This window comes from Acinetobacter septicus, assembly GCF_019355975.1.
Lineage (GTDB): Bacteria > Pseudomonadota > Gammaproteobacteria > Pseudomonadales > Moraxellaceae > Acinetobacter > Acinetobacter ursingii.
This window is the reverse complement of record NZ_CP079898.1, coordinates 372,404-398,735: the sequence shown is the minus strand read 5'-3', so window position 1 is coordinate 398,735 and position 26,332 is coordinate 372,404. Positions and strand designations below refer to the sequence as shown.

Sequence of the window (26,332 nt, the reverse complement as noted above, 5' to 3'; positions counted from 1 at the left end):
TTATGACAATGACCTTACGTAATGATTGGACTCGTAACGAAATCCAAGCACTTTATGATCAACCATTTTTAGATCTGGTTTTTCAGGCGCAACAAGTGCACCGTCAACATTTCTCTGCCAATACGATTCAGGTTAGTACTTTATTGTCCATTAAAACAGGTAAATGTCCTGAAGATTGTAAGTATTGTTCGCAATCGGCACGCTACGATTCAAAATTAGAAGCAGAAAAACGTATTGCCGTTGAAAAAGTCATTTCTGAAGCAAAAGCAGCCAAAGATTCAGGTTCGTCACGTTTTTGTATGGGTGCTGCTTGGCGCAATCCCCATGAACGCGATATGCCTTATGTACTGGAAATGGTACGCGAAGTCAAAGCTCTCGGAATGGAAACCTGCATGACGCTTGGAATGCTGAATCAATCACAAGCTGAACGTTTATATGATGCAGGTCTAGATTACTATAATCACAATCTGGACACTTCGCGCGAATATTATAGCAATATCATTAGTACCCGTACCTTTGATGACCGTTTAAATACTCTGGATCATGTGCGTAATGCGGGGTTGAAAGTCTGTAGTGGCGGTATTGTTGGTTTAGGTGAGGATAAGCAAGATCGTATTGGATTATTGTATGAGCTTGCAACTTTACCCATTCACCCTGAATCTGTGCCGATTAATATGTTAGTTCCGATTGAAGGAACACCACTGGCTGATGTGGAAAAACTAGAAGTGACTGAATGGATTCGTACGATTGCAGTTGCGCGTATTATTATGCCGCAAAGTTATATCCGACTTTCTGCAGGTCGCGAATCACTGAGTGATTCTGATCAAGCACTTGCGTTTATGGCTGGAGCAAACTCTTTATTCTCTGGTGACAAATTACTAACCACGCCAAATGCGGGTGAAGGTAGAGATCAGCAGCTATTTGCCAAATTAGGGTTAGTGGCTGAAAAACCCAAAGTTTCTGCTCGTGAACTAGCGGTCGATGCTATGAGCGCATAAATTGATCAGCCCTCTTATTTAAGAGGGTTTTTTATGACGTGACTAAAATTCCATATTGCGCAGTTAAATACATCCCTTCACGAATGAGATCTTCACCTGCTGCATGTTTTACAATAAGTTGTTGAGTTTGAACATCAAAATTTAATGAATCAAATATATCTTGATGTTGCATCAACCAAACAATGGTCAGGCCAAGTTGATCTGTAACAATATGATGGTCAGAATGTAGTTTATTAGTCATAACTAAACTCAATTGCGAATTATTTAATCATTTTAAAAAATAGGGGCGAAATCATCTTAATACATGTTTAGTATAGTGCGAAAATATATTTATTTATGCTGATAAATACAATTAAAAAGTAGCAAAATAAAAAACACTATTCAATTCATTCCATAAGTCACTTTGTATGGACACGCTCCAAACTGTTGAATTCTATTCATTTACTCAATTTTATATTTTGTCCATATCGACATGCTTTTATAACGACAAATTTTTCACGTTTGTCCATATCCTCAAAAAATGCGTAAGGTGTTAAAAACGTGTTTTAGTCTGCCTAATTAAAATGAGCAATCACCAAAAGAGACTTTTTGTATTCATACCGACCTTAAAATTTTATGTTTGTTATGCGTCATGCGAAATATAAAAAATTTTATGCTCAAAAACAGATGACTGATGACCAACAACGAGTTTATAGAAATACATCTAGATGCTGAAACAAAGCGATTGGCAGAACGAACTGCCGCTACTCTGGGTTACGCTACACTCACCGAGTTTTTTATTTATTTAATTCAAAATTACGCACCGCAAATTTTGCACGAACACACTCATATTCAGTTAAGTCATGCCCAGTTCAAACAATTTGTTGAAGTATGTCAAACTCAAAATAAGGTCCCTGCCCGATTAAAACAGGCTGCCCAGCTTTTAGATAAAGAAATTTTTAAGGAACAGAAATGAAAGTCATTACATGTGCTGAGCTGCAAGACAATTTAGCGGATATACTCGATTATGTTATAGACGATCATACACCTGTACTTATTAATAGAGAAGATAAACAAGCCGTGGGATAATAAGTCTAGATGATTGTAATGCCTTTAAAGAAACAGCGTACCTACTCAAAAGTCCTGCCAATGCAAAACGGTTACGCGACTCAATCGCGCAAATTGAAGCAACTGAAACAACGTGTCATAAACTCGGTAAAGAGTGAGATTGAGATGCACTGACGATGGTAGAAATAGCGCCCTACTATACCCAGAAAATTTCAAGCGATAGACTTCAACTTAAAGAACAACATCACAACATCTAAAAAAGAACAATCGAATATATGCGATACGCATCACACAATGGCAATATTTGTCCCAAGTATAAAATTCAACCTGACAAAAATTGTCACTTTTTAACAAAAATATACGGCAAATTTTTTAGTCTGATTTTTTTTATGTATAAGATGCTGTATTTCTGTGTAAATTGTCTATAATAAAAGTTGGCACGTTTAGTGCTATTATTAAAATAGCTTACAAAGCTTATAACTAAATTAACAACATTTTTGGAGAATGTTATGAATACAATGCAAAAGGGCTTCACGCTCATCGAACTTATGATTGTGGTGGCTATTATTGGTATTTTAGCAGCAATCGCAATTCCTGCTTACCAAGACTATATTACACGCGGACAAGTTTCTGAAGCTGTATCTCTAGGTGGTGGCTTAAAATCTCCTCTCGCTGAGTACGGTGCTGATAAGAATGCTTGGCCTGCATTAGTAGCTCCGACAGCTACACCAACTTCTGGTCAATTAAATGCAACATTAGTAGGCAAGTACTCAAGTGTAACCTCAAGTGTTGCAAATACATATCCAGCAGGTCGAGTTACTGTAACTATGACCACAGGTAAAGCATCTGGATCTGTATTAACATATACTACTGCAAACGGTGGCTCTACTTGGGCGTGTGGTAACACAACAGTTGATACTGCAACTGGCTCGGGTACTACTATTCCTACAAAATACTTGCCAAATGCTTGTAAGCCATAATGTTATAGATATTTAATCTGCATTAAAAAGACCTTCCGGGGTCTTTTTTATTTATATTATTTAGAGAAGTATGATGATTAATTTAATAAAAAATAAATGGCTAGTATTAATCAGTTTAATATTATTAGTATTCATTATTTATTACCCATCATTAAAAAATGATTATGTATGGGATGATGTCATTATTTTTGTGGATCGATCTTTTTGGCATAGTGACCATAATTTTTGGTATATGATTTCACAACCTGTACTAGATGGGACGTCTTATTTTAGACCCTTAGTTTTTGCAACATTTGTCGCTGAGTTTAAATTATGGGGTTTAAAGCCATTTATTTCTCACTTCATTAATATTTGTATTTTATCTTTTAATGTAACACTAATCTATTTAATAGTTTTAAGGATATCTCAGCTATTAAAAACAAACAATACAAACCTCTATGCTTTGATCGTATCTTTGTTATATATTACCAGTCCTATTTTAGTGGAATCTACAGTTTGGGCAGTAGGTAGATTTGACTTAATGGTGACTAGCTTCATACTTCTTGGGCTTCTTGTATTTTTAAATTTTCAAAAAAACTTAATAAGAGATCTTATCTTAAGTATAATTTTTATTTTTGGATTATTTTGTAAAGAACTTGCCATCATATTCCCTGTAATTCTATTTGTTTTTTCTTTATATTTTGTTAATAAAAATAATTTTTTAGATGGAACTCTAAAAGTTATAAAAGAAAATTATTTATTATTTATATTTTTAACTTTGAGTTTTTTCATTTATATGTGTATCAGAATCTCTGCCATGCACCAGATTTATCATGCGGTTCATCAAAATTTATCTGAGCCTTTACTTAAAATCCCATATATACAAATTCTACTCCCATTAAATACTCTCTCTGAATATATTAAAACCTTTTTTGTTCCATTCTACCCGAATGCGATCCATCAAATAGACTATGCATTTCTAGCAGATTGGCGAGGTAAAGTTTCAAGTTTCTTTGCTATCATATTTTTAGTAATTGTTTCGTATGGTTTTTTTAAAAAAAATAGTTTTTCTGCATATATGGCAGTATGTACATTATTATGTCTATTTCCTGTACTTAGAATTATTCCACTTGGCGTACCAGAGACCATCATTCATGAACGATTTATGACGACAGCATTATTTTTTGCGTTACTAGCTGTAGTTTTTTTACCATGGGAAATTATTTTTTCAAAGCTGCATATTTTAAGATTAAAGAAATTTTTACTAAGTGGCTTGATTGCATTTTATATAATAATGGGTCTAGCAGGAATTTATGTAACTATTCCAATGTGGCAAAATAATTTAATCTTATGGCAATGGGCATATAAAAATAATAAAAATTCAGAAATAGCTTTGCAATCTTATTTAACATACCTTTTTGAGTATAAAAGATATTCAGAATTTGTGAAAATTATAGATGAACGCAGACGTGATATAACGATGAATTCTGAAGTCCTTTACTATGCATATTTATTAGAACATCGAGATCCTGAAACTAAAAAATATATTGATGGAATGATTAATAGTTTAAATCCATTACACTTAATGGTAAAAAATAGATCACAATATCGAACACAAGATAGTCGTTTAACAGAAATTGGTTCAATTTATCATCTAAATGCTTATTATTATGTACTGATAGGTAAAGATTTAAATAGTGCACTCAAAAATATTAATATAGCTTTATGGTATGATCCAGAGAATAAGCAATATCTTGTATTAAAAAGTATGATTTTACTGGGTTTAGGGGATAAAGTGCAAAGTAATTCAGCTTGGAATGAGGCAATCAGTGATATTCATATATCGAAAAAAAATCAATTTACAGCACAGAAGACAATATTATTCTCACAAATGTGTGCAGAGCATTTAGTTATGGATGATAAATTATGTATAAATAAAGCTATCGTCAAGCAAGGAGTTCAATAAATGGATCGCTTTATGTTACGTCAAAGACTCTATGCATTTTTTTGGCATTGTTTATTTTCAATACTGCTACTAGCCATTGCTCTTTATTTAGTTTTTATGGTTTGGTATCCATCCCCTCTTGCACAAGCTGTTGGGGTTGGAAACATGTATGTTCTAATGTTGATAATCGATTTAATCTTGGGTCCTACCTTAACTTTTATTGTATATAAACTCGATAAAAAAAGAATGCTTTTTGATATGGTCGTGATTGTTTTAATACAGCTCATTGCTTATGTGGGTGGGCTATTTGTATTACATCAAGGTAAACCGGCATGGCTTGTATTTGTGAAAGATGATATAGAGTTAGTTTCTCCGATCAATATTCAGGAAAAATTCCGTCAAGATTTAACAGATCAATTTAAAGTTCCTTTTTATAATAAACCTATGTGGATTGCAGCGGATTATGGTAGTGATCCAAGAAAGCGCCAGAAATTGATTGATGAGGAAATGTTTGATGGAATTAGTATTGTTGTCAGACCTGAAACATATAAATTGATTGATACAAAATCAGAAGAAATTTTGATACAGTTAAATCCAATAACTGAATTGAATAAATTTAATGCCGATGTAGCAATTGATGAACAATTAGCATTATTAACAACAAAACCAAAAGGTTGGTTGCCAGTAAAATCTCCTGAGTTAGATATGGTTGCATTATTTGATAAAAATGGGAAACCAATCAAAATTGTCAATTTACGACCATGGTTGTAAATTATATTGTATTTTCGAAACATCTGTTGGTACTGCAACATGGACATGTACTTCAGGCACCTTAGATGCGAAGTACCGTCCAAATGCGTGCAGTTAAATATCTGTTAGTCCATATTTAAATTACTTGGTATCCATAGATTCATTTTTGGATCTAGGTTTTGTTGTAACAGCAACTTATGTGGATAGTGTTGAAAGCCTTGCTTTGCTGTTTTAAATGTTGAACCATTGTTCCATTTTATAATTGCTTCTAAACGTCTTGAGTCATTCAAGGGCGCTCGAGACAGCAGAAAGACTTGATCTAAAACAGCACGATCTTCAGGCAATGTAATCAGATTCTGATTATATTTAATACTATTTAAGTATTCTGCATTTAAAGCTCTTGGAAAGTGGCCTATCCGCCAAGATCCATATTTCATAGGATGTGCTGCTAGAAATGCATCTGTTAAACCCAAGGCATCCACAATATGTTTTTCAGGAAATAACTTACTAACGATATAACCGTTGAACCCCATAGTATGCAAGGCTGTTGGCTGTGTAACGGGATCTTCAAATATAAATCGAGTTTCTATAAAATGATCAGCAATACTGCGATTATTCTCTTGTAAAGTAAGTAATAAACTTGTAGTCGGATAATAAAAAGCACGTTCATCAGTAAAATTATTATTAGAAATTTCAAAGCTTTTAATATCTTTAAATGTGTACTGATAAAGATTGTATGAGCTTAATACTAGACCAAGAACTAAAGCTAATTTTAGTATTCTTAGATCTTTTCTCAGATTTGTAACAACAATAAAAAGACTAATGATGAAGGGTATTGTTAAAAAACGTCCATACATATAATCAGCTCCAACATGGATCAGATAGAAGATGTATAGTGCCAAACCAAACCCTAATAACTTATTGACGTATTTTTTAGAAAAAATTGAGTAGATCGATGTGGCATAGATAAACAGTGAGGTAAATGGGTCATAAATTAAATTTCCATATATATATTTAAAACCCTGTATATGTAAATGTGTTGTAGGCAACCCCGTATTAGTTTTTGCAATAACAGAATTAGCAAAAAAAGAGCCATAATAATAAAGAGCAAATATACTCCACAGAATAACTGGAATAAATCCTATAAAACCTTGTAATGTTGACTTTTTAAATCTATGTTCTTGATATGCTTGGTAGAAAAAAATATAAAAAGCAAAAGGCAAAAATGGAATAATCAAGTCCATTCTGTTTAAAAACATACAGCTAAAAACGGTACTTAAAATTAAATAGAAATGTGAGTGTTCTTTTAATTTTAATATGGTATAAAAAAAACATGCAATTAAAAAATAACTTAAGCTATTTTCCAAACCTGATGAAGAAAAGTCTAAAGCTGCTTTGGAGCTAAATAAAATAAGGACACCTAGAGTAAAATTAAAAATATTTTTTTCACTTAAGAGATAAATAATATAAATTGTCAAAACTGTGTAAAAAAAACCTAAAATTAAGCAAAGATAATAAAGGTCATTAATAATGTATTTTCCAATCAGAAGATTTATCATCCATAATGGATGAGTATAGCTTTGCACACGCTCTGTAATATTCCATCTCAGGCCATAACCATTATGAAAGTTTTCTATGGTTCTAAATGTAATATACGCATCATCCGCCACCCAAGCAGAAAATAAATAGAATATTGAAAAAATTAATATTGTAAAAATAAAGCAGTTTTTTCTTAAAAAAATCATTTAAATAATCCTAATATAAACCCCACACAAGAACCCAGTATGATCCCCGTAAGAATTTCTAACTTACTATGTCCTATTCTTTCTCTCAGTTTATCACCCTGATAGTATTCAAGATGATTAATTACTTTCGCATGCTTACCAATTTGTTTACGCAAACTGTTGGCGTCCAATATCACAATAAAAGCCAATGTTAAAGCCACACCAAAAGCAGCTGTATTAATTCCCTCCTTAAACGCAATCAAACTCGCCATACTACTTACAATAGCACTATGGTTGCTCGGCATACCTCCATAACCAATTAAATCAAAGGTAAATCGCCTTTCTTTTATGCAATTAACTGCAAACTTTATTACTCCACAAATGAACCATGCAATAAATGGAGTAATTAAATAGATATAGTAATTCACAAGAAACTCTCAAAAATCAACTTGGAAGTAAAACCCAAATACAGCATCCCACCCAAAGCAATACGGTCAGTAATATTTGCTTATCCTGAATAATAACGTCTGTTGGGGACTCACCACCTTTTAAAGTTTCAACTATGTACCAATATCGAAACAAACCAAAAATGACCAACGGGACAGTAACAACCAACTTTGGCTGAACCTCCATCACATAAAGACTATAAAAGACTACAGCTGTAACAGCTGACATTTCAGCAAAGCGATCAATTAATGTTACTGAATAATACGCAAGAACCCCTCGACTTTGTGACCCGTTTTGCAATAACTCTTGACGTCTTTTAATAGATGCCAAATACAATGAAATACTCAGTGTTGTAATAAACATCCAATGCGAAACAGGAACAGTAAGTGCCATTGCACCCGCATAAACTCTCAGTACAAAACCAAAAGCCACAATAAAAATTTCAATAACGGGTTCATGTTTTAATTTAAACGTATAGGCCCAATTTAAAGCTAAATAAATAAAGATTACGTAAATGACGTTTGGAACCACAGTCCAAAAACTGATAAGTACAATATAGAGTAATATCAATAAAATAATTGCACTTTGAGGACTAACTTGGCCAGAGGCTAAAGGTCGCTTTTTGGATTTTTCAGGATGTATACGATCTTTTTCTATATCTTTGAGATCATTCACTATATAGACAGCAGATGCAGCTATACAAAAAAGAAAAGCCGCCAATAAAGTAGAGTAAACAGAATCAGGGTGTAAAAACTCACCCGCAAAAATTAAAGGTGCAAAAACAAAACTGTTTTTAACCCATTGCTTTGGTCTAACTAACTTAATCAGCCCTTGCATTTCCCCTAGAAATTTCCTTTTTTGTGCTATATCATGCATTTAATTTACAACACTATTAAAATTTTAAATGATTGATTCGTTTAGGCTTGCAATGCTCTATACAACATTTGCGATAGTTGCTACGCTATGCAACATTTTAGCACAAGTTATTTGTAATTATTTGTACTCTGGTGATTTTTCAATCTTAATTTCAATCATCATGGGGACTGGCTTTGGGCTTGTCGTCAAATATATTTTAGATAAAAAATATATTTTTCAATATAGGACAGAAAATGCAGGACACAATCGACAAGTCTTTTTCTTGTATACCGTTATGGGTGTTATCACCACAATGATCTTCTGGGGATTTGAATTTGGATTTCAGTATATTTTTGAAACCAAAGAAATGCGCTATTTGGGAGGAGTACTTGGTCTGATGATTGGCTATGTATGCAAATATTCTTTAGACAAACGATATGTATTTCGAGCGGTATGAGGATATATGGCTACAATCCAAACATGGGGGCGGCTTTCTAATACAGAGCATGATATCATTAGCTTTCAAACCCCGAATCAAGCTATCCAACAACTCAAACAGCATCTTCCTGGTGTAGCTTACGGTATGGGGCGCAGTTATGGTGATGTTGCATTAAATACACAAGGTCATCTATGGCAAACAACCACCTTAAACCATTTAATTTCATTTAATCTCGAAACAGGCATTTTACATTGTGAAGCTGGTGCAACTTTACAAGATATTCATCGTACACTTGTTCCGCAGGGATGGATGTTAGCAGTAACACCTGGCACCCAGATGATCACTGTCGGTGGTGCAATCAGTAATGATGTTCATGGAAAAAACCATCATGCCTTTGGCTCTTTTGGCGCTCATGTTTTATCTATAACACTGTTACGGACTGATGGTGAAATTATTGAATGTTCACATCATGAAAAATCTGAATGGTTCTATGCCACGCTTGGCGGTATTGGGTTAACAGGATTGATCTTAGAAGCAAAATTACAATTGCGGTCAGTCAACGGACCATGGATACAATCAGAAACTATCCCTTATTATAGCTTGCAAGAATTTTTTAGCTTAGCCGATTCATCTGAAGCTGATTGGGAACATACAGTATCTTGGATTGATTGTATCAATAGCTCATCAACAAAAGGGCTTTTTATTCGCGGTAATCTGGCACAAATACAAAATCAATCAGCGCCAAAGCTTAAGGATAAAACTTTTCCTTTTACACCGCCTATTTCTTTAGTCAATAAAATTAGTCTCCCAATATTTAACTTCGCTTATTTTCATAAAAATGCTTTAAAAAAGCGTAATCAATTAGTGCATTATGAACCTTTTTTTTATCCATTAGATTCAATACAGGCATGGAACAAAATGTATGGCCCTCTTGGATTTTATCAGTATCAAAGTGTTGTACCACGCGAGGTGGGATTGGAAGCAACTCAAGAAATGCTCAAAATGATTAAAAAATCAGGTGAGGGGTCATTTCTAGCAGTATTGAAAACTTTTGGTGATCGTGAGTCTGGAGGATTATTAAGCTTCCCTCGGTCTGGAGTCACTCTAGCTTTAGATTTTCCTAATCGGGGCGAAAAAACGTCAAAATTATTCAATGAACTAGATCATATTGTTCAAGAGGCACAAGGACGACTTTACTTAGCCAAAGATGCTCGAATGCCTAAAACTCTATTTGAAGCAAGTTACCCACGTATCCAAGAATTTATGAAATACCGAGACCCTGGTATCAGCTCAAATATGTCTCGTCGTCTATTAGGTGTATAGTACATGTCAAACAAATTGAGAATTCTAATCGTAGGTGGAACGTCTACTATTGCTGAATGTTGTGCAAGGGTTTGGTTAAAACAACAGGCATGCGAACTCATCCTTTTGGGTCGTGATTCTGCAAAGCTACAGCGTGTCATTAATGATCTTAAAGTTCGTAATCCTGATGCAAATATTCAAATGCAACTTGTAAATTTTTTAGATGCTCAGGCAATTCAAACCTGTATTCAAACATTGAATCAACAAGCAGCCATAGATATCGCGCTTATTGCACATGGAAATCTGCCTAAGCAAGAGCATTGTCAAATTGATCTTGTACAATGTCAACAGTCTATAGAAGTAAACGCAATATCACCTGTTTTATTTACTGAAGCAATTACTCAGTACATGATTGAGCGTAATCATGGGAAACTTGCCGTTATTGGGTCAGTTGCAGGTGATCGTGGACGCAAATCCAATTATATATATGGTGCATCAAAGGCACTTATAGATACTTATGTAGAAGGTTTACAACATCGCTTGGCTTTAAGTAACTCTAAGGTCAAGACAACCCTGATTAAACCTGGGCCGACGGCAACACCTATGACAGCGGGAATGACAGGCAAAGGAAAGCTTGCATCTCCTGAACAGGTAGCTCAAGATATCGTTCATGCTATAGAAAAGGGCAAAAAAACTGTTTACACACCTAAAAAATGGGCAATTATTATGATGATTATCAGAAATTTACCATTTTATCTTTTCAAAAAGATGGATATATAAGGCTTGAGCATCAATGTCTGAAGCATTAATTGAACAATTCAAAAAAGATTTTCCTCATTTTTCACCACTATGCATAAGCGTTAATCAAAAAACTATTATTGAGGCTGTAGAACAAAAATATTGCTCTTTTGATGATCAAATAATTCAAAATGGGCTGATTGTATATAAAATATGTTTTGAGTTACTGTGGGAAATCATTGATTTCCCTGAATGCTACGATATTCAATGCTTTTGGGAGACTAATGATAATATTGAGCGCGCCAGTTTAGGGCATGATGATTATAAAATTGCCAAAGTCATTGATGCATGGTCGAATAAAAAAATACCGCTGTCGCCAATTTGCATGATATATGACCGAAATGCTTATCGAAAAAATCAGTTAAAACTATCTATTGTTGATGGCAATCATCGTTTCTCAGTATTACGTTACTTACATTATCAAACACAAAAGCCTATTGAGGCCCTGATAATGGTTGATACAAAAACCGCAGCACTTATTAACCAAAAATTTCAAAACAATCAAAAAATATATAAAATAATTGATTTTAAAATGCCCACCCAATAGAACTTTCAATGTCCTATGCATGTGGCATAGGACATTTCCAAGATAAACTTAACTTTTCTGCCTCAACTCAAAATTTTCCAGCAAGAGCGAATTGCACTTTTCCAACAGTTTTTCATAATCTTCTTTCAGCTGCTCATAATCACTTTTCACTGCCTTGGTCTTAGTTTTCGCTAGCTCAATACGTTGCGTAGGCGAAAGAACATTTTGCCCCACAGCCTGTGCTGCTTGCTCAATAGCTTCAATTAATGCAGCATGGCGGCTCTTCTTAATCGAACCCCGCTTACGCCCTGCCTCCAATGCAACAGTGTCATTATTAATGGCAGAACCTTTGGGTAAAATTATTGGCTTATTGGCCTTTAGACGCTCTAAAGCGGCATAATATTCATTGAGTGCACACATATTTTAAACCTCAATATTGATCGTTTTAATTTTTTGAATAGTTCTATTTAAAGCCATAATGTCGCTGTCCATTTGCCCGTACAGCAAACTGCTTGATGCTTGTGTATCTCGTGCTCGTTGTAATCGTTGTACTGCTTTTTGCATCTTCTCAGCACTCTCAGTATCAAAGATTGCATGGGCACAACTCAGACAGCTGGTAATCGCAGTAAATGAAATTTTTTCGCAAGAATCAGGATTAGTACAAGCACCAAAAAGACTAGGCTTATACGCAATTTCCCCTTTTTTCATGCGCTTAATCGTTTCATCACGGTTTGGAAACACCTTCAGCAATTGCTCGCGGTCTTTTTGCAGCTGAAAATATGTTCCTGCCCCACCGAGTAAACGGCTAGAACTATTAATCACACCGTACTCGAACTGCGCATAAGAATGCACCAAACGTTGATATTCAAGCTCTTGAAGAAACTCTTTTTGACTATCACTCACTAAAATATTTGGCGCAAATACCGCATTATTACGGTAATACAACGTCATTGACTCTGTTAGATGCTTAAATTGGACTGACAAAGCGCCAAGTCCGATCATGCCTGAACGAGCGCCATAAACTGCAAGCGAACGTCTAAATTGATGGGTACAGATATTCCAGTACTCACCAACTTGGCAGTCTTTTTCCTCACGCCAGTTGCGAAAACCATCAAAAGCTTCAAGCTCGGCGATATCACTTTCTGTGATTTTCAACCCATCTCCAAGCAAGACAGAAATACGGCTTAAATACTGATTAAAATTAGACTGTGTTCGAGTCGGGGCACCCTCAAAATTAGAGATAAAATCCGTTTCATGCTCAATATTGCGGTTATTTTTATTTCGATGCTTTTGCGAGTATAGCGTTGGAAATAATGGGTATTCAGCAGGATTAGACATATCATAATGTGAGTTGAGCAGAGCGTAGATTTCACCAACACTTTGTGCTGCATGAACGCCTATTTGAATGTCTTCAAACGTGATCCAATAGGTGGATTTATTACCGCCACCATGCAACTTGGAAGTATAGCCCATCAGTACATGCACAAGATGCTCATTGCTCTGAACCGTTTGGTAACAGTCATAAGACAACTGATTTACTTCATTATCGCGCATACCTGTAAACAGATGAATCCACAACTTGGCCATGCCTTGAATTAACGTCATGTAGCGAGTCAAATTTGCATGTTTACGAATCTGATGATTCTCAAAAAGCTCTGTTAAGCCCAGTAAATCACGGGCATTAGTAAAGCTTATTGCTCGTTTAGCACGTCTAAACTCAACAGGCATCAGGGCAAAATTGATATCCTGCTGAGTACGCTGAAACCATTGCAACAACGCAGGTGCATACTGATTAAACTCATTCAATTTATCTGCTAAAGCATTAATTAAGGCTATATAAAGCCGTGAAGGAACAACTTTAGTTTGTGGGCCTACTTTGCCTGACTGCAACCTGAGTTGAGCAGCCAACTTTGCTAAATGCTCTATTGGCTTATATGTACTAAACGCAGGAATGAGCAATGGGTATTGCTGTTGTAAGGCAAAACAATCCGTTAAAAATGCTTTAATGTGAATGGCTTTTTGATAGCTCACACCAACATAAGCATCATTTACTTTTGACATATAAGCAACATCGCTAAATAATTGTTGTAATGTACAGCCATTTTTATATGCAATTGCTGCAAACTGGCGCAAGACAAGATGGCGTTGCTCAACACTTTTAATAATCGACTTACCTGATTTTATATAAAGCAACGCAAAAATGATTTTTTTCATTTCAGCACGTATTTGACAGAAGAGAAAATCATTCTCACGAGCATGTTTCAACCAGCTCTTAAAATTTAATTTACAGTGACACTTCGGCAGATAGAGTGAAAAGTCCCAAACATCATCGCCAAATTGAGATAATGTTGCGCCATTAGACATACGGGATAAAATAAAGCTTGTGGGAACAGTCAGCTGATTATTCTCCAAACGATATTCATCTGGTAAAAACTGCTCAGCAACGCCACTGGCATACAAATACGAATTAAATGAACTCATGATATCCACCCCAAATCAATTAGCAATTCAAAATGATTCAGCCAATACGCATCTAAATCACCGCTTTCTACTTCTTCTTGAATTGAAAAAATTCGATCACGTAAGTTTTCATAAGTATCTGATAATTCGTTGAGTACTTCGTCAATTCGGTGTAGTACAACCCCAAACTGCTGTTCCCACTTGATTAAGTCCGTGGCTTTTTGCTTAACGTAGCCGAGCAGGCTTTTCAGTGATAAAAGCTTACGCACATCTTCATCATCAGCGTGGACTGCATAGTATTGACAGAATAAGCAATGCTCAAATTGCTGACAATTGGGTGTAGGGGCCCGTTCAGTAAACCCAATAGCTTTTTCAGGCTGTGGATGGATAGAGGCACATGCACCGACAGGTGAGGATTGAGCATCAATAGTTTCATCTAGCATTTGCACCGAAATTCGTTCAACTGTTCGAGTTTGTGACACTGCAACTTCTCGCAGTTCATAAAAGAATTGTGAAATCTGTTGGCTTGCATCTTTAAATGAAGTTCGACTGTAATTTTTCTTCGCAGTATCGAGTGAGTGCCCCATCACTTCAGCTTCAAGCAATAAATCGCCATCGCTCAATTCAACATATTGACTGCTAACATGCTTGCGCCACTGCTGTGGCGTAATCCAAGCCATTTTCGGGAAAATACGCTGCAAAAATCTTTTAAGTAATTGCAGCTTATTATTTCCAATTGCGCTTAGTTTTCGCACGTCATTGCGTAGCGGAAATACAAAATCACACTGCTCATCTTGAATATACCAAACCCGAAGTTCTAAAATTTTTCTAAAAATCGGCTCAAATTTCACCCCAAATTCAGGATATATTGTCTTGCCTCCTGCACGGCTTTTCGTTCCTGAAAAGCGTCGGCCTTGTGTGGATGGCAGGACTTCCATGCTGTCGAGTTGTAATTGTTGAGCAGTGTCTAGATTTGCTCCAGTTTGTGCAATAAATAATAGCATGCCGATGGTCAGGCCGTAGGATGCAAGTCTTTCACGCTCTAAATGCCGCTTATTTTTGTTGCGATCTTCAAGTTTACGGATGGCTTGATTACGATTTTCACGTACACGCTTTCGATGCTCACTATCTTCTTCTAACTCAAAATCAGCCAACATCTTTGACAATGTCGGAATTGAGCTATATTTAGCTAAATACCTCTGCATATCGAACTGAATATGCTGTTTTTCAGTTTGATGATGAAAGTTCGAGTAAAAATAGATGTTTTCATCATCCACGGATTGAAAATGCGCAGGAAAATCATTTTCTTGTACAACAATACTATGAATTTCAAGAAAGACATTCAACAAAGTTGCGTAAGTTTTCTGATGATCTTCTTTAGCGATTGGCAAAACAGGAACATCATAACGCTGAGACTGTACTTGCATCGCTTGACTAACAATATCAATTTCATGACAGTCAAATACATATGCGATTAACTTCGCTGCATTTCGCTGATATTGCTTTGCTGTATGTGCAGCCAAGCTTTCTTCATCAGTATCTGCAAGCAAAGTGCGATCAACTAAATATTTGCTGTAACGACGATACGCATCAATCACACTGTTTTGATTCGATAAATCAAAAACTTTCTTTTGCTGATCCACATAATCTAGAAACATTTTACTAGTGTAGTAAAAGAGTCCTTTTGATAGATCGGATCCATTCATTTGCAGTAAATAGTCGGTCAAACATTGTAAAAAATAACGTCTTTTTTCATCAAAAGATGCAGAAATTTCATCTTCAGATACAGTTTCATACCATTCTCTTTTACGAAAAAACAGAGTTCCTATATCTAATGTCTTAAAAGCAAAAGAAGCTGTCTTATCTTTGCAGACGAGAACAAGTCGCTCATGCTCATTAATTTGTTTGTTGATATCTGAGATATGCACAAAAATCGGAGAGCGTCTAAAATTCATGACAATTCTCCCGCTAAATTGACAGAAGACATCACGTATTTCATTAAGCTTGATTCATACTCATGCTGAATTTTACTGCGCCATTGCAATCGTGATTTATAATTCAAATACTGTAAAGTCGTGCTGATGTTACGATGTCCCATACGAGCTTGCACATACTCAACAGCGGTCATAGCAGAATGCCCTTCAGGTAGATGCTGTAACTGACTTTCCAGCAGATTCATCCCAAAACTGGCACGTAAATCATGAAATTTAAAACTTTTAAATTGTGGATCAATCAATCGAATTTCGGGTAATAGCACGACCTTTAAATAGCTGCGTACTGCTTCACCCTCATACAGTTTCAGCCTTGCCCCAAATGAGTCAGAGGCTTTAATCTGATCAGTCAGTTCTTGCTGTTCAGCTTTGCTGGTGTAGAAAGGTGTGCCAAGCTTGGTGAGAAACACATAGTTTTCATCCGAGTCGCCATAATTTGATTTATGTCTACGCAGACGCGCTTGCTCACTATTGATATAGATTTTAAGATCTTGTACTAACCAATTTGGAATCAAAAGTGTCATCGGCTTTTGAAATTTAGTGTCCACACCTGTACCCGCCCCAACTGACAGACGAATAAAGCCATGACTATCAAGCTCACAACCAATTAAGCTTTTTATTCGTAAAGTACAAATCGTTTGTAAACGGGCACCTGTGAATAATGCTAGATAGAACATCAGCTGATATTCACGTGATGATTTTTGCAGAGCTTTTAATACAACAGCTTGCTCTTCAACAGTAAGTGGACTCAACTCACCACCATCGACAATCGCTTCAGAGTTTTGGGCTTTGGCTGGAACATGAATTGCAAGATCATGCGACTTAATTGCCATTTTTCGACGTGCGCCAAACTCATTGTCTACCGCAATATATTTGTACACATCTTGAAATGGAAGCCCGTAACGTTGATGGTCAACCAAGTCTTCTGTAACGAGAAATCGATAAAAATTCACTACCGCATTAATTCGACCACGTGCAGAACTGGCGGAAATTAGACCTGCATTGGCTTGTTCAATAAGACGCGTACGATATTTAAAAATTGCGTTTTGTTGTTTCAATTTATGAAACTTTAAACAGTCAAGCTGTTCATCTTCAAGAAACCGCTGAAAATCAACCAATTGATTCGCAATCGAAGCAAATGTTTTAAAATCATACTGCACTGTTTGCTGTAATTTTTTCAGCAGATACAGATTAAAAATTTCTGATGGGTTGCCATCTCTCTGAATAATCACGGGAAACTCAAGGTAAGCATCACCATATTTTTCGAACTCTGCATCATTTAAACAACGGGTTGCCTTAACCAACGTCAGTAACTGAAATTTTTTAATAGTCTCGACTTTAGCTTTAGACTGGTAACGTGACTGACCATTTTTAAGTTTAGTGCTCATTTGAGCCTCCTGTTTATTAAAAAAAACAGGCAAAAAGCCACATTGAGACAGGATTGACAAAAATCCCCCTATTCATCAAAATGAAATTGTCTGGACACCAATCAAGACAATCTATAAGAGCTCATGTTCCCGCATGGGCTTTTATACTTTTTGCCGAATGAAAATAATTACTTTTTTGTCAATTCACTTTGTTCCTCCTTTCTTAATCGTTCCAATTCTGTAATAAAAAAAGCATTCATGGACTGATGTCTTTTCTTTGCCATTTGCTTGACCCAAGAAACCAAGTCTATAGGTAGGCGTAGATTTGTTTGTTTCATATGCAATTAATCAATTGTTAGCATTTCACTAACATAGCAATATGCTATCACTTATGTCAACTGTTTTTTTATAGCATAATGCTAGTATTAAAATTTCTACTATTCGTGGAATGTATGGGTAAAAAAGACATTCAATTTAATCTTCGAGTTCCCGAAGAGTTAAAAAATAAAGTTGATGCTGCTGCGAAAGCCAATCAACGCTCTATCAATGCCGAAGCAACTTCTCGGCTTTATGATTCATTCGTCATGAATGACAATATCCAAGTTGAAGCTGCAAAAATTGTTGAGAATTTTTTGCGATCGCGCTCACCCACAGAACGAAAAAAAGTGGTCGCTGAGCGTTTAAATTTTGTCTTAAGTGAATTAAAAAAAATTCATCATTTTAGAGAGTTTACAATTGCTGAATTGGCCTTTGAAATAGGTGAAAATACGGCTGATGAAGCTGAAGCATGGTTTAGAGCAGAGTTAGAACCTACATTCGGACAATTGGAAAAAATAGCACAACATACTTCAGCAAATCCCAACTGGTTATTCTTCGGCAAACAAACCCCATATGATATTCAACATATACGTTTGAATGAGTATTTAGATCAGGATATAAAACTGCTCGTAGGCTCAAATCCAAATAATGAATATTTAAATCATTCAAAAGTGAAAGAAATAAAGTTTATTCGTGAACTATCAGAAACTGGGCAATTAATTATTCTTAAAATTTATGAAAATTATGCAGTTGAAGCTTTTTATCCCCCATACCATATCAGTGATGAGAATGGCGTTGGTGGATATAACTCATTGTTATATTTTTGCTTATTGACCAAAGTACTGTTGCGATATTATAAATCTAAGGTGAATGTATATAGTCATCTGCTTTCAGAAGAGCAGTTTAAACTTATTTTGACTGGAACAATTCACCCCTTAACCATTGCAGAAAAATTACATCATATTCCTTGGGTCGATGATTTAGCAGATAAGCTGCCTGATCGCACTTTAGATTATTGGGATGGTTTTGATGAGTTAAGGGCAAGAATGCTTCGTGATTTTGATGAAAAAGAATATATTCAGGCAATTTGGACAGATCCTGAACTGTATCTAAAGCATCCGATTCCACTTTAAAAAAAGGGATGGCATTTATTAAATGTCATCCTTTTTTTCAGGTTCATTGCTATATTCAAACAAGTCCTGCATGGTGCAATTAAAATATTTACACAAGGTATCAGCAACCGTAAGTTCAATCCGAATCGCACGATCATAATACAAACTCGTCAAGGTATTACGGTTAATACCTGTGGCATGTGCTACATCACTTAGCTTCAAAATTTTGCGTTCACCCATCAAAGCGGATAATCTACATCTAATCATAACAACCCACAAAACAATATTTTAACCTACAATAGGTTATTTTAACTTGATAAGAAGTTTTGCTTATGCTAATTTTAACCTACAGCAGGTTACTTTACATATTAAAGAAGCAAATTAACCTTCTTAAACATCATTATATATTGTTTCCAAGGAGTCTTAGTGATGAATAACTACTTTTCCCCAAAATTCTCTGTTTCAGAGGAAGTCCGTTCGACTGCCGTTGCACTCATCAAAGAGTTTAATATAGACCGTACATTTGATTTAGCTTTGTTTCTAAATGTAAACCCCAATTTAAATGATCAAGATGCCGTTTTAGCTTGGGTGAATCATTTTTCAAAGATTCAACATAATCTTAATGATTTCAATCAAGTCCGTCGCCACTTCATGAAAAATTTTCCTAAAATCATGTTTGCAAACTTGAGTGAATAAAACAAACAAAGGGAGATATCAAATATCTCCCTTAATTTTTAACTACCCCTCTTATTGTAATCTCGATTAAAAGTGAAACTTAATTTAATTGGTTGTAAAAATATGGATTCATCGATAAAAGCAGGTCATATTGAACCATCGGTCATTGTTTTTGACGTGTTTGGTACACTTGTAAAAATAGGGGAAAGACGCTCCCCATATAGAAAATTAATGAAATGGCTAAAAGAAAATGGGCGGCAACCAAAGCCTGATGATGCCCAATTTATTATGTCCCACAATTTAAATTTGGCGGAGCTTGCTAAGTGATTAGCAGTAAATATTCCAGAGCAATTTCTGCAAAAACTTGAGCATGATTTAGATGAAGAGTTACGCTCTATTACACTGTATGAAGATACCTTATCAACTCTGGAAGAATTACATAAATTGGGGATTAAATTGGCATTATGCTCAAATTTAGCTATGCCATATGGAAAAATTGTTTCTTCATTATTACCGCCCCTTGATGCTTATGCTTGGAGTTATGAAGTTTCTGCAATTAAACCTGAGCCGAAAATCTATCAATCACTCATTGACCAAATAGATTGCCAAGCTTCAGAAATTTTATTTATTGGGGATACAGCACTTGCAGATTTTACAGGGCCAACAACATTTGGCATGTCTGCCAGATTGATCAATCGTAACAATGATCAAACATTGGCAGAAGTTTTAAACGACATACTTTAACAACTCGTGAACGTTCCTCTAAGAGTGAATACTCACAACTCCTCATCTTTCCATTGTTTCAATTCTGCAATTCGCTTATCAAGCTCCAGAACCCATGTTGGTTTTATATGTGGCACATCTGGACGCTCAACACCTTGATGGTCAAAAAACTTATACACCATTGCCGCCAACTTGATAAATGCCTGTTCAAACGTATCTGCCCAAACATCTAAACGATAGTCATGATAATGCTCTTGGTATAATTTACCGCCATCTTCTACTTTATTGAGATGCGAGCCAGTCTCTAAATAAATCACTAATTTCCCATCATCTTCATATACACCGTGATAAACATTTTGGCAATGTCCCCATGTATTCCAGTACCATGATGGTAAGTCGCCAGTAACCGTCCAAAAAGCTGGGTGTGTATCAATAAAATGATAGGCAGTTAAAAAGTCCGTTGGATTTGCGAGATATGCTTGCTCATTTTCAAAGGCAGTCTGTAAAGCAGATTGTAAATGCTCAAATTTATTTTGATCGGTAGAGGAAGACAAACGACTAGAAAGATGTTTAGAGGTTTTAAAAAATAGGCCACCATTTTCTTTATCCTCACCAAAATACTGATAAACCTCTGGTAGAATCTGTAAATCTGTCGGTTTGACCTGATGGATCTGGTGTTGTACGTCTTTTAAGCTATCGTGAATTGTTTCCGTACGATCAGGGTAAGTGACGACAAGTTTCGTATCTCGCAGTGATAAAATTGCTGGTTCAGTCATTTGAGGTAACTGTTCTAATAACCAGTCTGGTAATTGTTTTAATTCAGTTGATTGCATTTTTAGTTATCCTATTTTTAACAATTTCAACTTGTTACATACGTGACACAACATAATTTGTGCAAGTTGAGTATAAGTTAGTCCATAGGAGTATATTGTCACACAATGGCTTCAACAAGCATCCGACTAAGCTCACACCGAAGTCTTGTCGAAAGAAAAATATTCCCCGTTTATTTTATATGGCTCACTTATAAGTTTATTTTATTCGTTAAATTTGCCACGTCTAAGATAACAACATGACAACTCAATCATGAAGAATGCTCAGAAAGTTCATATAAGAAATCAGAAACACGTAATGCCAATAATTCTTGATCATCCTGTGATTCAACAATATCAACCATCAGGTCATCAAGCCCTGTATGATCTTGTATGGATACACCTTGAATTTCCAAAAAGGTCAACATCGTTGCAAGCCCAGTACGCTTATTTCCATCTACAAAAGCATGTTCTTTCGCTATCGCAATACCATACTAAGCCGCTATCTCTTATTATGGAACATTGAAACATAATTCAAGAGCTGTCTATCAACGTTATATGGGTTGGTATGATGGCAACCCTTCTGATCTAGATGTATTACCGCCTGAAGATGCAGCTAAAAAATATATAGAATATATGGGTGGTGAACAACAAGTGATGAACCGAGCAAAAAATGACTTTGCTAAAGGTGAATATCGTTGGTTAGCAATGGCACTTAAACATGTGGTTTTTGCGAATCCAAACAACACAGAAGCAAAAAATCTTTTAGCTGATACTTATGAGCAATTAGGTTATCAAGCAGAATCTGGCCCTTGGCGCTCTGTTTATTTACAAGGCGCTTACGAGTTGCGAAATGGTCTACCTAACAAAAAAATTAGCGGCACCGTAAGTCCTGATACCATTCAGGGTATGCAGCCTGACCTATTATTTGATTATTGGGGCGTTCGTTTAAATGCTGAAAAAGCCCAAGGTAAGCGTTTGGCAGTAAATTTTGACTTCCCTGATCTAAAGAAAAACTATACGGTCACGCTTAGCAACTCTGTGTTGAATTACTCTACTGTTCCTGAGAAAAAAGTGGATGCTACGGTCACGCTGAATAAAACGACCTTAAATGCAATCCAGCTAAAACAGGCAACGTGGCAGGATAAAATCAAATCAGGAGAGATTAAAATTAATGGTAATCAGCAAGCGTTGGTTGATCTTGTGGGTTTAATTGATGACTATCCATTCTGGTTTAACATCGTGACTCCATAAAATGAAGTTAATCTGTTTTAAAAAGAATGTTTTTTTCTATTTGATTCCAAAATAGATTAGCATTTATTTAAAGCAAACGCCTGATGAATTTCATTAGGCGTTTGTATTTTATAAATATAAATCTCTACCGTGCAAAGTTATTTATAAATTTTTGGAAGCCTTGGGCGAAAAATAATTAAGATCAGATATTTTCAGTTATGAATGTTTTTTAAAATAATCACATCGTACTTACATGGATTTTAGACATTAAAAAACCACTTAGGATTAGTACACCTAAGTGGTTGTTTTATATGGTGGGCCCAGACAGACTTGAACTGTCGACCAACGGATTATGAGTCCGCTGCTCTAACCAACTGAGCTATAGGCCCAAATAACGTAAAACATTGAATAATCAATGATTATAAGCGAAATAAATATTAGCTAACTTGTTCATGAAACACAAGCGCTTATTAATTTATCCAATATTAAATCGCTTTGATTTTACCCGAGTGATTCTATCCGATATAGATCATTCGAGTAAAGTTAAGATCCTGATTTTTGATCATTAAACCTTCAATTAAAACAATAATGTAATTCTTACAATTGACTGTGCCTCCTCTCAGTTTGCTCATTATCAATCAATAAACAAAATAATAATGATTTTCATATACTTGTGTTTCTAATTTTTACAAAAGTCACTCTTATCTCTTCTTTTTATTTACTTCGCATTTAACAACAATAGTGAGTAAGAAATGTTTCATGTCATTTCTGATTTGTTGGCTTTAATAAAAAAGATTCAATTACATTTTGAGTACCACACAGCTATTAAAATTTATATATTTGATTCAATAAGTTGAGGAACATACCCATGTCTAATGTAGAATTTACAGATGTTGCCACTTTACGTCAAAGAGCACGTCAACATGTAGAAGAAGGTGCGGTAACTGAGGGTTATTCAGCAGATCGCGAAGAAATTCTTAAACTACTCAATGAAGCACTGGCGACTGAATTAATTTGTGTTCTACGCTACAAACGTCATTATTTTATGGCCCAAGGAGTTAAAGCATCTGTAGCTGCTGCCGAGTTTTTAGAGCACGCTACTCAGGAAGCTACACATGCAGATAATCTTGCAGAACGAATTGTGCAATTAGGTGGAGAGCCAAACTTTAGCCCCCGAGGTTTGGAAGAGCGTTCCCATGCTGAGTATGTAGAAGGCAGAACCCTCAAAGAAATGGTAACTGAAGATCTAGTTGCTGAACGTATCGCGATCGACTCTTATCGTGAAATTATTCAATATATTGGCGATAAAGATCCAACTACACGCCGTATTTTGGAAGATATTTTAGCTCAAGAAGAAGAACATGCCGATGATATGGCTGATATTTTAAGTGATCTTTGACAGATAAGCTTATTTAATGATCTCAGTTTAACCAAAATATAGACTTCATCATTGGCTAAACCAAAGCACGTCAGCATTTTATTTGATACCTCGTGCTTTGGTTTTTCATATAGAAATGCTATACATTGGTGAATATTTATAAAATCTATATGCTGATCATTGTTAATTTAGTTTATCAATATATTAAAAATAACTACCGCAAAAATTTTATCTTGTTGATTTAATAAAATATAACATCAGAACTAAATTTTATTTTTCAACAAAACAAGAATAATCAATAAGATACATACTTGAATACGCTTGATAAATACAGATAATAAGAATCACTCTTAACTACTCTTTTTGAACCATTTAAATGCGCAAACATGCTCTCAGTTCAGCGATCTCATTCATTTTATTTTCTGGGCTATCAACATCATTAATGGCAACGACAAATAATACACCTGTAGATGATGCTCACTCAAATGTACTCCCGATTATTTCCTTAAAAGCAAATGCAAAAGATGCTCAAACTGTAGCGACTCATGCGACTTCGGCCTTAAAGTCAGATGCTCCACTTTTCGAGACTGCACAATCTGTAAGTGTAATCACACGTGAGCAATTAGATCAAAAACAGGCGACGACTCTTTCTGATGCAATCAATGGTGTCGCAGGTGTGAGCGCAGGTTATCTTGGTCGCCGCGGTTGGGATGATTTCTTTATTCGAGGTCAAAACTCATCTGATCAAATTTTTATTGATGGTCTAAAACAAAGTCAATCTGCATCCGAAGGTGTCGCTGTGGAACTTTCGGGCATGGATCAGATTCAAATTATTAAAGGTCCTGCCTCTGTAAATTTTGGTTTGGTACAACCCGGCGGTATGATGAATTTAGTCACTAAGCGTCCGCAAGCGCAAAACTTTGCAAATACAGCATTGACCTATGGTAGTTATGATCTAAAACAAGCAACTTTTGATATGAACTATGCGCCAAATCAAACAGAAAAAGGGGCTTTTCGTCTGACAGGTCGTATTGCCGATCAGGATGATCCAACGGATTACGTCTATTTTAAAAATTTCTATATCTCCCCTTCATATCATTTTGATTTAGGAGATAAAGCTGATTTATCGGTTATTGCAAGCTATCAGCATCGCAAATATATGCGTCAACAAGGCATCCCTGTCATTGGAACATTAAAATATAATCCAAATGGCCCAATCGACCGTGATTTATATATTGGTGAACCCGAATTTGGAGGTTATGAGGGAGATGTTTATCGTACCGGATGGACGTATAACTACAATTTTGATAATGGCTGGAAGTTTACTCAAAATGCCGCCATCCAAAAATTACAATCGACTGGCCGAGTTGTTTTTACTCAAACAGGCTCCTCATTTTGGGCGGCAAACACGCCTGCCTATACAACTCTAAATCGTAGCAATAATGGTCGTTATCAAACTCACGATATTACCACCTATTCGATTGATAATAGTATTCAACGCAGTTTTAATTTATTAAACATGGTTCATGATCTGAATATTGGTATAGATGCCATGCAGACCAAAGATGATTATGTCAATGATCGGTATACCACGGGTAATCTTAATATATATCAACCTATTTATAGCCAGACCGTAAGCTATGTCAAGAACAACAGTACTCAAGATATTAATCGTTTACGTTATACAGGCTTGTATATGCGGGATCGCATCAACCTTACTGATAAAATCATTTTAACTTTGGCGGGTCGTCAAGACTGGGCTCAAGCTTCTACTCAAAATGTCTCTAAAAATGGTATTGCCAATAAATTAGAGCAAATCCCGAATTCTGATCAAAAATTTACGGGTAATGCTGGTTTGCTCTATAACATAAACGACATGATTGCTCCATATGCCAGCTATGCAACTTCATTTTTACCCAATACTCGAACGGATGTATCAGGTAATATTCTTGCCCCAGAAACAGGAAAGCAGCTTGAGTTCGGTCTAAAGTTACAAAGTCTGAATCAACGTATTCAGGGCAGTATTGCCCTATACGATTTACGTCGCCAAAATGTCGCCACGATAGATCCTAATAATTCAGGCGCTTATGTTTTGAATGGTGAACAGCAAACACGTGGTATAGAAGCGGAAATTAATGCTTATTTATTAGATCGTTTGAAACTATCCGCAAGTTATAGCCATCTTTTTGATGCCAAAATTACAAAAGATACCGTTCTAAGTAATATTGGTTTAGGCTTGAATAACGTTCCGCAGAATACCTATAGTCTGTCCTCTCGCTATTATCTGACTGAAAATGATTTTGGTTGGTATGTGGGTGGTGCCATTCGTGGTGAAAGCTCAAAGTCATATAATGGTCTGGATGTACACACTCCATCGTATATACTTTACGATGCAGAAACTGGTTAGGGACTGTTCTAAATTTTGTGTAAGTACTTAATTTTCATTTATCCTTCAGAGGATAATTACAAAAGGTAC

The 26,332-nt window shown here is 35.6% G+C and carries 26 protein-coding genes, 1 tRNA gene and 2 pseudogenes; 16 read left to right on the top strand and 13 right to left on the bottom strand.

The genetic code is table 11. The annotated features are described in order from the left end of the window. Positions 1-8: 8 nt before the first annotated feature. Positions 9-998, top strand: a complete 990-nt coding sequence (gene bioB, locus I6L31_RS02045) for a biotin synthase BioB (protein ID WP_005004152.1) — start codon at positions 9-11, stop codon at positions 996-998. A 31-nt stretch (positions 999-1,029) separates the two neighbouring features. On the opposite strand, the gene I6L31_RS02040 is transcribed toward bioB, so the two are convergent. Further along, a complete protein-coding gene (locus I6L31_RS02040; protein ID WP_005004150.1) occupies positions 1,030-1,239 on the bottom strand; it encodes a hypothetical protein in 210 nt (69 codons plus the stop codon). A gap of 432 nt (positions 1,240-1,671) precedes the next feature. Here I6L31_RS02040 and I6L31_RS02035 point away from each other — a divergent pair, with 432 nt between their 5' ends. From I6L31_RS02035 to I6L31_RS02015, 5 genes are all read left to right on the top strand, one after another. Continuing rightward, complete coding sequence (locus I6L31_RS02035; RefSeq protein ID WP_005004147.1) at positions 1,672-1,953, top strand: type II toxin-antitoxin system TacA family antitoxin; 282 nt, start codon at positions 1,672-1,674, stop codon at positions 1,951-1,953. Positions 1,954-2,563: 610 nt separating this feature from the next. After that, the gene (locus tag I6L31_RS02030; protein WP_371863896.1) at positions 2,564-3,025 is read left to right on the top strand and encodes a pilin; all 462 of its coding nucleotides are present in this window, start codon (positions 2,564-2,566) and stop codon (positions 3,023-3,025) included. 70 nt (positions 3,026-3,095) lie between these two features. After that, a complete protein-coding gene (locus I6L31_RS02025; RefSeq protein ID WP_151835040.1) occupies positions 3,096-4,970 on the top strand; it encodes a hypothetical protein in 1,875 nt (624 codons plus the stop codon). Beyond that, positions 4,971-5,720 carry a TfpX/TfpZ family type IV pilin accessory protein gene (gene tfpZ / locus I6L31_RS02020; protein ID WP_005004137.1) on the top strand — a complete coding sequence of 250 codons (750 nt, stop codon included), beginning with the start codon at positions 4,971-4,973 and terminating at the stop codon, positions 5,718-5,720. Continuing rightward, complete coding sequence (locus I6L31_RS02015) at positions 5,677-5,817, top strand: pilin (RefSeq protein WP_151813913.1); 141 nt, start codon at positions 5,677-5,679, stop codon at positions 5,815-5,817. The genes tfpZ and I6L31_RS02015 overlap by 44 nt, the downstream gene beginning before the upstream one ends. 7 nt (positions 5,818-5,824) lie before the next feature. Here I6L31_RS02015 and I6L31_RS02010 read toward each other — a convergent pair whose 3' ends face one another. From I6L31_RS02010 to I6L31_RS02000, 3 genes are read right to left on the bottom strand one after another with little or no spacing between them, the layout of a single operon-like run. Then, the gene (locus tag I6L31_RS02010) at positions 5,825-7,444 is read right to left on the bottom strand and encodes a hypothetical protein (protein ID WP_005004135.1); all 1,620 of its coding nucleotides are present in this window, start codon (positions 7,442-7,444) and stop codon (positions 5,825-5,827) included. Further along, a complete protein-coding gene (locus I6L31_RS02005; protein ID WP_005004132.1) occupies positions 7,441-7,851 on the bottom strand; it encodes a divergent PAP2 family protein in 411 nt (136 codons plus the stop codon). The genes I6L31_RS02010 and I6L31_RS02005 overlap by 4 nt, the downstream gene beginning before the upstream one ends. 16 nt (positions 7,852-7,867) lie before the next feature. After that, entirely contained in the window at positions 7,868-8,746 is an 879-nt protein-coding gene (locus tag I6L31_RS02000) for a decaprenyl-phosphate phosphoribosyltransferase (protein ID WP_005004130.1), read from the bottom strand. A gap of 28 nt (positions 8,747-8,774) precedes the next feature. Here I6L31_RS02000 and I6L31_RS01995 point away from each other — a divergent pair, with 28 nt between their 5' ends. Genes I6L31_RS01995 through I6L31_RS01980 form a run of 4 tightly spaced genes read left to right on the top strand, consistent with a single transcriptional unit; the run spans position 8,775 to position 11,811 of the window. Beyond that, positions 8,775-9,182, top strand: a complete 408-nt coding sequence (locus tag I6L31_RS01995; RefSeq protein WP_035272086.1) for a GtrA family protein — start codon at positions 8,775-8,777, stop codon at positions 9,180-9,182. A gap of 6 nt (positions 9,183-9,188) precedes the next feature. Then, positions 9,189-10,487, top strand: coding sequence for an FAD-binding oxidoreductase (locus I6L31_RS01990; protein ID WP_005004124.1), 1,299 nt, complete (start codon positions 9,189-9,191; stop codon positions 10,485-10,487). A gap of 3 nt (positions 10,488-10,490) precedes the next feature. After that, positions 10,491-11,246: an SDR family NAD(P)-dependent oxidoreductase gene (locus I6L31_RS01985; protein WP_005004122.1), complete on the top strand. Its 756-nt coding sequence runs from the start codon at positions 10,491-10,493 to the stop codon at positions 11,244-11,246. Positions 11,247-11,259: 13 nt separating this feature from the next. Further along, positions 11,260-11,811, top strand: a complete 552-nt coding sequence (locus I6L31_RS01980; protein ID WP_005004120.1) for a hypothetical protein — start codon at positions 11,260-11,262, stop codon at positions 11,809-11,811. Positions 11,812-11,859: 48 nt separating this feature from the next. Here the strand turns inward: I6L31_RS01980 and I6L31_RS01975 are convergent, their stop codons facing one another. The 5 genes from I6L31_RS01975 to I6L31_RS01955 all read right to left on the bottom strand — a co-directional run bounded on the left by I6L31_RS01975 (position 11,860) and on the right by I6L31_RS01955 (position 17,946). After that, positions 11,860-12,210 (bottom strand): hypothetical protein, encoded by a 351-nt coding sequence (locus tag I6L31_RS01975; RefSeq protein WP_005004119.1) that lies wholly within the window; start codon positions 12,208-12,210, stop codon positions 11,860-11,862. A 3-nt stretch (positions 12,211-12,213) separates the two neighbouring features. Beyond that, the gene (locus I6L31_RS01970; RefSeq protein WP_005004116.1) at positions 12,214-14,271 is read right to left on the bottom strand and encodes a hypothetical protein; all 2,058 of its coding nucleotides are present in this window, start codon (positions 14,269-14,271) and stop codon (positions 12,214-12,216) included. Continuing rightward, complete coding sequence (locus tag I6L31_RS01965) at positions 14,268-16,205, bottom strand: hypothetical protein (RefSeq protein WP_005004113.1); 1,938 nt, start codon at positions 16,203-16,205, stop codon at positions 14,268-14,270. Before I6L31_RS01965 ends, I6L31_RS01970 begins: the two co-directional genes overlap by 4 nt. Then, positions 16,202-17,629, bottom strand: coding sequence for a tyrosine-type recombinase/integrase (locus tag I6L31_RS01960; RefSeq protein ID WP_005004112.1), 1,428 nt, complete (start codon positions 17,627-17,629; stop codon positions 16,202-16,204). Before I6L31_RS01960 ends, I6L31_RS01965 begins: the two co-directional genes overlap by 4 nt. Before the next feature lie 167 nt (positions 17,630-17,796). Next, positions 17,797-17,946, bottom strand: a complete 150-nt coding sequence (locus I6L31_RS01955) for an Arc family DNA-binding protein (RefSeq protein WP_035272082.1) — start codon at positions 17,944-17,946, stop codon at positions 17,797-17,799. A 114-nt stretch (positions 17,947-18,060) separates the two neighbouring features. On the opposite strand from I6L31_RS01955, the gene I6L31_RS01950 reads away from it, so the two are divergent. Beyond that, the gene (locus I6L31_RS01950; RefSeq protein WP_035272079.1) at positions 18,061-19,059 is read left to right on the top strand and encodes an Arc family DNA-binding protein; all 999 of its coding nucleotides are present in this window, start codon (positions 18,061-18,063) and stop codon (positions 19,057-19,059) included. An 18-nt stretch (positions 19,060-19,077) separates the two neighbouring features. Here I6L31_RS01950 and I6L31_RS01945 read toward each other — a convergent pair whose 3' ends face one another. After that, positions 19,078-19,305, bottom strand: coding sequence for a helix-turn-helix domain-containing protein (locus I6L31_RS01945; RefSeq protein WP_005004108.1), 228 nt, complete (start codon positions 19,303-19,305; stop codon positions 19,078-19,080). Positions 19,306-19,467: 162 nt separating this feature from the next. On the opposite strand from I6L31_RS01945, the gene I6L31_RS01940 reads away from it, so the two are divergent. Both I6L31_RS01940 and I6L31_RS01935 read left to right on the top strand, forming a co-directional pair. Further along, complete coding sequence (locus tag I6L31_RS01940; RefSeq protein ID WP_005004106.1) at positions 19,468-19,734, top strand: hypothetical protein; 267 nt, start codon at positions 19,468-19,470, stop codon at positions 19,732-19,734. Between the two features lie 102 nt (positions 19,735-19,836). Next, positions 19,837-20,457 (top strand): annotated as a pseudogene (locus I6L31_RS01935) (HAD family hydrolase). Between the two features lie 32 nt (positions 20,458-20,489). On the opposite strand, the gene I6L31_RS01930 reads toward I6L31_RS01935, so the two are convergent. Both I6L31_RS01930 and I6L31_RS01925 read right to left on the bottom strand, forming a co-directional pair. Then, complete coding sequence (locus tag I6L31_RS01930; protein ID WP_005004100.1) at positions 20,490-21,269, bottom strand: hypothetical protein; 780 nt, start codon at positions 21,267-21,269, stop codon at positions 20,490-20,492. A 248-nt stretch (positions 21,270-21,517) separates the two neighbouring features. Continuing rightward, a pseudogene (locus I6L31_RS01925) lies at positions 21,518-21,739 on the bottom strand (type II toxin-antitoxin system death-on-curing family toxin); the annotation flags it as partial. 10 nt (positions 21,740-21,749) lie between these two features. Between I6L31_RS01925 and I6L31_RS01920 the strand changes: the two are divergent. Beyond that, complete coding sequence (locus tag I6L31_RS01920; RefSeq protein WP_407652507.1) at positions 21,750-22,499, top strand: alkyl sulfatase dimerization domain-containing protein; 750 nt, start codon at positions 21,750-21,752, stop codon at positions 22,497-22,499. A 291-nt stretch (positions 22,500-22,790) separates the two neighbouring features. On the opposite strand, the gene I6L31_RS01915 is transcribed toward I6L31_RS01920, so the two are convergent. Next, positions 22,791-22,867, bottom strand: a tRNA-Ile gene (locus I6L31_RS01915). A gap of 479 nt (positions 22,868-23,346) precedes the next feature. Between I6L31_RS01915 and I6L31_RS01910 the strand changes: the two genes are divergently transcribed. Both I6L31_RS01910 and I6L31_RS01905 read left to right on the top strand, forming a co-directional pair. Further along, positions 23,347-23,877 carry a ferritin-like domain-containing protein gene (locus I6L31_RS01910; protein ID WP_005004097.1) on the top strand — a complete coding sequence of 177 codons (531 nt, stop codon included), beginning with the start codon at positions 23,347-23,349 and terminating at the stop codon, positions 23,875-23,877. A gap of 355 nt (positions 23,878-24,232) precedes the next feature. Continuing rightward, positions 24,233-26,263 carry a TonB-dependent siderophore receptor gene (locus I6L31_RS01905; protein ID WP_005004096.1) on the top strand — a complete coding sequence of 677 codons (2,031 nt, stop codon included), beginning with the start codon at positions 24,233-24,235 and terminating at the stop codon, positions 26,261-26,263. Positions 26,264-26,332: the final 69 nt, after the last annotated feature.

Coding starts and splice junctions, on each gene's coding strand:
- bioB (WP_005004152.1), top strand. CDS start 9: ATGACCTTACGTAATGATTGGACTCGTAACGAAATCCAAGCACTTTAT.
- I6L31_RS02040 (WP_005004150.1), bottom strand. CDS start 1,239: ATGACTAATAAACTACATTCTGACCATCATATTGTTACAGATCAACTT.
- I6L31_RS02035 (WP_005004147.1), top strand. CDS start 1,672: ATGACCAACAACGAGTTTATAGAAATACATCTAGATGCTGAAACAAAG.
- I6L31_RS02030 (WP_371863896.1), top strand. CDS start 2,564: ATGCAAAAGGGCTTCACGCTCATCGAACTTATGATTGTGGTGGCTATT.
- I6L31_RS02025 (WP_151835040.1), top strand. CDS start 3,096: ATGATGATTAATTTAATAAAAAATAAATGGCTAGTATTAATCAGTTTA.
- tfpZ (WP_005004137.1), top strand. CDS start 4,971: ATGGATCGCTTTATGTTACGTCAAAGACTCTATGCATTTTTTTGGCAT.
- I6L31_RS02015 (WP_151813913.1), top strand. CDS start 5,677: ATGGGAAACCAATCAAAATTGTCAATTTACGACCATGGTTGTAAATTA.
- I6L31_RS02010 (WP_005004135.1), bottom strand. CDS start 7,444: ATGATTTTTTTAAGAAAAAACTGCTTTATTTTTACAATATTAATTTTT.
- I6L31_RS02000 (WP_005004130.1), bottom strand. CDS start 8,746: ATGCATGATATAGCACAAAAAAGGAAATTTCTAGGGGAAATGCAAGGG.
- I6L31_RS01995 (WP_035272086.1), top strand. CDS start 8,775: ATGATTGATTCGTTTAGGCTTGCAATGCTCTATACAACATTTGCGATA.
- I6L31_RS01990 (WP_005004124.1), top strand. CDS start 9,189: ATGGCTACAATCCAAACATGGGGGCGGCTTTCTAATACAGAGCATGAT.
- I6L31_RS01985 (WP_005004122.1), top strand. CDS start 10,491: ATGTCAAACAAATTGAGAATTCTAATCGTAGGTGGAACGTCTACTATT.
- I6L31_RS01980 (WP_005004120.1), top strand. CDS start 11,260: ATGTCTGAAGCATTAATTGAACAATTCAAAAAAGATTTTCCTCATTTT.
- I6L31_RS01975 (WP_005004119.1), bottom strand. CDS start 12,210: ATGTGTGCACTCAATGAATATTATGCCGCTTTAGAGCGTCTAAAGGCC.
- I6L31_RS01970 (WP_005004116.1), bottom strand. CDS start 14,271: ATGAGTTCATTTAATTCGTATTTGTATGCCAGTGGCGTTGCTGAGCAG.
- I6L31_RS01965 (WP_005004113.1), bottom strand. CDS start 16,205: ATGAATTTTAGACGCTCTCCGATTTTTGTGCATATCTCAGATATCAAC.
- I6L31_RS01960 (WP_005004112.1), bottom strand. CDS start 17,629: ATGAGCACTAAACTTAAAAATGGTCAGTCACGTTACCAGTCTAAAGCT.
- I6L31_RS01955 (WP_035272082.1), bottom strand. CDS start 17,946: ATGAAACAAACAAATCTACGCCTACCTATAGACTTGGTTTCTTGGGTC.
- I6L31_RS01950 (WP_035272079.1), top strand. CDS start 18,061: ATGGGTAAAAAAGACATTCAATTTAATCTTCGAGTTCCCGAAGAGTTA.
- I6L31_RS01945 (WP_005004108.1), bottom strand. CDS start 19,305: ATGATTAGATGTAGATTATCCGCTTTGATGGGTGAACGCAAAATTTTG.
- I6L31_RS01940 (WP_005004106.1), top strand. CDS start 19,468: ATGAATAACTACTTTTCCCCAAAATTCTCTGTTTCAGAGGAAGTCCGT.
- I6L31_RS01930 (WP_005004100.1), bottom strand. CDS start 21,269: ATGCAATCAACTGAATTAAAACAATTACCAGACTGGTTATTAGAACAG.
- I6L31_RS01910 (WP_005004097.1), top strand. CDS start 23,347: ATGTCTAATGTAGAATTTACAGATGTTGCCACTTTACGTCAAAGAGCA.
- I6L31_RS01905 (WP_005004096.1), top strand. CDS start 24,233: ATGCGCAAACATGCTCTCAGTTCAGCGATCTCATTCATTTTATTTTCT.